Annotated in this window: 5 protein-coding genes; 1 reads left to right on the forward strand and 4 read right to left on the reverse strand. The window is 52.0% G+C overall.

What is annotated here, in order from left to right; genetic code table 11:
* Positions 1 to 187: 187 nt before the first annotated feature.
* The 3 genes from NCN04_RS07895 to NCN04_RS07905 form a co-directional block, all read right to left on the reverse strand.
* Positions 188 to 472: a hypothetical protein gene (locus tag NCN04_RS07895; protein ID WP_250395722.1), complete on the reverse strand. Its 285-nt coding sequence runs from the start codon at positions 470 to 472 to the stop codon at positions 188 to 190.
* A 106-nt stretch (positions 473 to 578) separates the two neighbouring features.
* A complete protein-coding gene (locus NCN04_RS07900) occupies positions 579 to 722 on the reverse strand; it encodes a hypothetical protein (RefSeq protein ID WP_250395723.1) in 144 nt (47 codons plus the stop codon).
* A gap of 92 nt (positions 723 to 814) precedes the next feature.
* The gene (locus NCN04_RS07905; RefSeq protein WP_250395724.1) at positions 815 to 1,954 is read right to left on the reverse strand and encodes a YbfB/YjiJ family MFS transporter; all 1,140 of its coding nucleotides are present in this window, start codon (positions 1,952 to 1,954) and stop codon (positions 815 to 817) included.
* Between the two features lie 767 nt (positions 1,955 to 2,721).
* Between NCN04_RS07905 and NCN04_RS07910 the strand changes: the two genes are divergently transcribed.
* The gene (locus NCN04_RS07910) at positions 2,722 to 2,991 is read left to right on the forward strand and encodes a hypothetical protein (protein WP_250395725.1); all 270 of its coding nucleotides are present in this window, start codon (positions 2,722 to 2,724) and stop codon (positions 2,989 to 2,991) included.
* Positions 2,992 to 3,105: 114 nt separating this feature from the next.
* On the opposite strand, the gene NCN04_RS07915 is transcribed toward NCN04_RS07910, so the two are convergent.
* A partial coding sequence (locus NCN04_RS07915) for a hypothetical protein (protein WP_250395726.1) occupies positions 3,106 to 4,925 on the reverse strand: 1,820 nt, incomplete at its 5' end.

Below are 4,925 nucleotides of genomic sequence, written 5' to 3' on the forward strand. Positions count from 1 at the left end.
GCAATCGATTAAGGACGATGGATCTGAGATCTATAGATTTAAGAATGATGCATCCGTTTGATCTATTCATTATCAATAGAGAGATTGTCTTCTCCATTTTGCACCCCTCTTGATTTAGCAGTTGCGGTTACAAGCTGTGAGCATTGCACAGGGATGAAACCTTTATTTTGTAGCGTGTAAACGCCTCTTAAATGACTGCCCTAAAGTGGTTGACAATTGCGTTTCGATTCATCCCTACTTTGTGATCAAGCCTGGCTGCTCCGACCAATTCCGCAAAGTTTGCAAGAAGTTCATTTCCAAAACATCCAGCGAGCAAGGTTGCTTGTATTACGGCTTTTCCTTTGCGGGCCATCAGGCCTTCTGCCGTGAGGGCTATGTGGATGCTGATGCGGCACTGCTCCATTTGGATAATGTAGGTGTTGTAATTCAGGAAGCGCTTCAGTACGCTGAAATTGAGCGCTTGGAAATCCATGGGAATGCAGATCAGCTTGATATTCTTAAAGAGAAAGTCGCTGCATTGAACCCAGTTCTATTCACTCTGGAACAGGGATTCCGCCACTGAACGTTTCTTGGCTAGCTCAGCATTGCCAGCTGTGGTCTTCACGCCTGGCATCATTCATTCCAACTGCAAGCACAACGTCCTGGTCACGAGGTGTGTTGAGTGTGTCTGAATCAAGGTTGTTGTCGATGTTTGCGCCATCACTACAGTTCTCATCCTCCAAGATCTGAGACGTCCACGTCTTCGTTTAGCAAACTCAGACTTCAATTCAGGATCTGAGTATTCTCTGCTTCGGCCAGAAGCCATGGGAAAGTGTCAATGAATTCCTTTGATGGTTTTCGCCGAACTGGCATCAGACACTAATTGTTTGCAGCTCAATACTGCAGTGACAACCAAGCCAACACCGAGAGCGACAGTGGCGATCTCAAACAAATTCGTATAAGTGGCTCCACGCTTGAGAAAAGCCGACATTCCAAGACTTCCCACACTCAACCCAAACGCAAAGATCAGACTCAGGTTGCCCCATACCCTGGGATGTTGTTCCGGACCAACGCATTCCATCGTCCGCTGAGAGGTTGCTGATACCATCCCAAGAACAAAGAAGCCTGAGAGGCCAGCCGCAACAGCCATTAAAACAGTCTGTTTGGTGATTAAGACAAGGATCAGACTCGCGATACCGCTTGAAAACATGGTCAGTAATGTGGCGCGGCTTCCGAATTGCGTGACCAGTAATCCACTGCTTCCTGCACCAACTGCGAATCCCAATCCAAGAAAACTGAAGATCTGACTCGCTTCTGCAATGGCAACCCCTAAATCACGATGCAAATAATCGGTCATGAACAAGGTTGGTGGCTGCATACCGATCGCCCCACAGGCATAGGCAACGCCAAGACCCATCAGCACTTTGTTCTGGTTTCCCGTGAAACGTGCGGACTGAGGCGGCGCTGGGAGCGGTTGTTCCGATGCCCGTGACGTGAGTGGCCAGACAGCGAGAGAGGCAAGGGCGATCAGGAGTGCTTCATAGAACCAGCCAATTTGTACGTCTTTTGTTAGAACAAAGGGAAGCGTTAATGAAACGAAGAGAGTGAACAGACCAGCTCCAGAGAAGGCCAACCCAGCCCCAATCTTCTGGAGTTTTTCCGGCAATTGAGACGCTAAAACTGAAGGTGTTAAAACCACCAGAGGTGCGGCCGATAATCCAGCGATAAATCTTGCTGCAACAAGCCATGAAAATCCAAAATTGAAGGACGACATCAAGACACCCAACAAAGCGAATACAAGCCCCATTCTCATCACTGATTGAATACCACAGCGTCGCGGAAAAAAGATTGCGATCAAACAACTAACGACGTAACCCGTACAGTTGGCTCCTCCAAGAAAGCCAGCCTGGGGCACATCGACCCAACCATCCCTGATCAGTGCGGGTACAAGAGGCGTGTAGGCAAATCTAGACATCCCAAGTGCAACACCAATTGCACAAATACCTGCCAGTATTGATCTGAACGGACTTAATCTTGTCTGATGCATAGGTTGTTGATCAAACGCCTTGCTTGAATACAAATCTCATCGAGTTATGCATGACTCGCCTTCCAACTGATCAATTACAGTTCTCAACCTTCCTTTAACACTGAAGCACGTCTTGCGCTCTTTCCATTTTGAACAGAGTTCGATTCCATGATCAATCAACTGTGAGACGGCTGCCTCTGCAGATCCCATCAAGTTCGCCCCCTCAGGCTTTCCTTTCATCGTTTGTGCTTCATCGTTTTTGCGCCTTCGTGCATGGGTTCATCGCTGCCGACGTACTTGCTGCACTGTCTTGATAGCAATGCAATCAGGCAGACGGCTGCAGAGCAGTGCTGTTGATGTGATGCCGATCTATAGCTGAATCCAGTCATGGCAGGAGATCTGAGTGCAACAGAGGGCGCCTCGCGAGACGACCAGACCTGGCCATGGTGGCCGCTGCTGCCGCTTTCTTACCAGTTGCAGCAATCGGTTTAAAGGGCTTGTCCCTGAGTTGTCCCTCATTTTTTGTGCAACTAGACAAGATTATGTGCAAGTGAGCTTCGCCCTTTGCACTTAGTTCTGTGACTGGTTAGGTCACTTGAGGGGTTATCAAGCCGTTTGAAAGATGAGGAAGCGGCTAATTTGAAGACACTGATCTGCATTGATCGTGACTCGATATGCAATACAAAGCAACGATCAGCGCTAGAGGCGAGATTGTCGTGACGGGCACGTCAGACGGCAAGGGTGAGCCTACCTACGAGTTTGCGTTCAGGGATGGCGGACCGATCCGCAGGATGCTTGAGGAGGTTTATGACGAGGGTCTGTACTCCACCGGAAGCGTCGGACAGGTTCGCGACATGGTCTTCGCGATGAGTCGGGTCGCTGAGGAGCTGGGCTATGAACTTGAGATCCCGGAGGCGACACAAGCGAAGGTCGAAATAGAAGCCAAACATGATCTTGAGCAGTTACCTGAAGGAGCTGTGTTCTGACCGCAAGGGGAAGGAGCTTTGAAGATCGGGTTGCGATGTAAGAGGGAAATTTGGGCTCCGAGGGAACGCAAGTGTCACCGTTTTTGTTGTGGGGTTAATAGTTCTTAGAGCCCATTACAAAAGTGGTGACACCTCCAAGGTGGTCACCTCATAGCGATAGGACCGAGTCCCCTTTGAGCGAACGAGCTTCCTCTCGACAGTGAACCCCGCCATCCTGAGCAGTGCTTTGGCGAACGTCGGCTTCACCTCGTCGTCAGGCCCGGGGATGGTGATGCGGCCACCAAGAACACCCCGCAGCTCCCGAGCTTCGTGCTTGTTGAGGACCTGGACTTCAGTCGCCATCGCCAGGAACTCAGACGTTTGAGTAGTGAACGTCTTTGCCGCGATCAGATCTTGAATCCTCAGTCGCAATAACCAGCCATAAGCGTGGCTGGGGTCAATAGCTGCAAGGTCAATCCAAGTTCCATTCTTCGTCTCCCGGGCAGCCTCTGAGGCGGCTTGAGAGATGCTCTTCTGATCGGTCATAACTTCGTGCAAGAGCCTGGTGCGATAGTCCAGCTCAGCCTGTTTGGTCTGTTTGATCCGTTCAGCTTTTGGGACGATGACGTCGGCTTGGCTAACTAGCTTGTCGAAGTGGCAGAGGTTGTACCCCTGGTCCTCAAGGCGACATCGGAGAACGTGTTCGTTGTTAAGAGCCTCGTAGTTATTCCTAGCTTCTAGGGCGACCGAATAACGCAGAGTTGCTGGGTCAACTTCCCGCATATGGTCTTGGTACAGCTCACGTAATTCAGGATCGATTGTTTCGCCTCTGGCACGACGTACACCGACTTCTGTTGTTTCCCCTGTTCCGATCAGGGCACCGGGTACAGAGACAGGCGCCAACATGATCCGGAGCTCGGCGAGGCGAGCCCTAGCAACAGCCTGCATGGCGTCTTGCGGGCCCATAAATGCTTGCTGTACACAGGCAGCGATCCCAACGGTGGAGGCTTCGTAGCTGATGCCAGACACGATGGCAGGGCTATAGCCGATCAAGGGGTACTGAGACGCGACGGTGTTTGTATCAGCCATCAGGGCTGCGACCTCTTCGCTCTTGGAGTTCTCCCCGTGGATAAGGAACTTGTCAGTGAAGGGACTGCAGAAGGAATGCAGGGTCTTGACCTGCCCCATCGAGATCCAGACCTGGTGATTCTGATCAAGGGTTAGCCCGCAGAGCTGTTGGAGTTTGTCGATGTTGTCGGCAGTAGCGGCTCCTACGACCAGCTCAGATCGACGACGAAAGGTCGTGTTGATGAGATGAGGTTGCACGCCAGATAGGGCCGCCAGCCATTTCAGCTCGATGTCGCCGATACCAGCCTCAGCAGCGATGACCGTGACCTCTGGGTTTCGAATGAGTCGCTCGAGTGCCTTGATCGCATCACGACGAATGTTCCGCATCCCGGGAGTGCCAGCTAGCAGCAAGTGCTGAGCCATTTGCGTGATTTCGTCGAGGAAGAGAACGACAGGCCGTGGGTTTTCTCGCAGCTCCCAGCTCCACTGCCATAGGTCCCATTCGCGCCTGTTCTTCTTGATCGATTCGCAGCAACTAAACAAGCCATCACGGACCCGTCCGCATTCACGCTCGAAAGTGCCGGGTGGTGAGCTGAGGTCTCTGACTCCGAAGTCGGCGGCACCCTTATGCGTCAGCGAGGCCCGGTGATACAGGCCCAGCAGGAGAACCTTGTGGCCAAACTGCTCCTCCATCAGGTCAACTGCCCTTTGCACGGCTTTGGTCTTGCCGGTGCCTGTGGGACCTTCCAGAGCGATCACGCGGCACTTATCGCGAGCGTGCAACAAGTCCATCGGCGCGAATTCGCGATCGATGGTCGTGGTCTCCCAGTCACTCTTGAGGCGCGAGTAGTGCTCTTTGTTGTCGCCAACGACGTGGAAGTTTGAGT

Origin of the sequence: Synechococcus sp. MU1655 (assembly GCF_023630655.1) — a bacterium.
In the GTDB taxonomy this organism is placed as follows: Bacteria; Cyanobacteriota; Cyanobacteriia; order PCC-6307; family Cyanobiaceae; genus Synechococcus_C.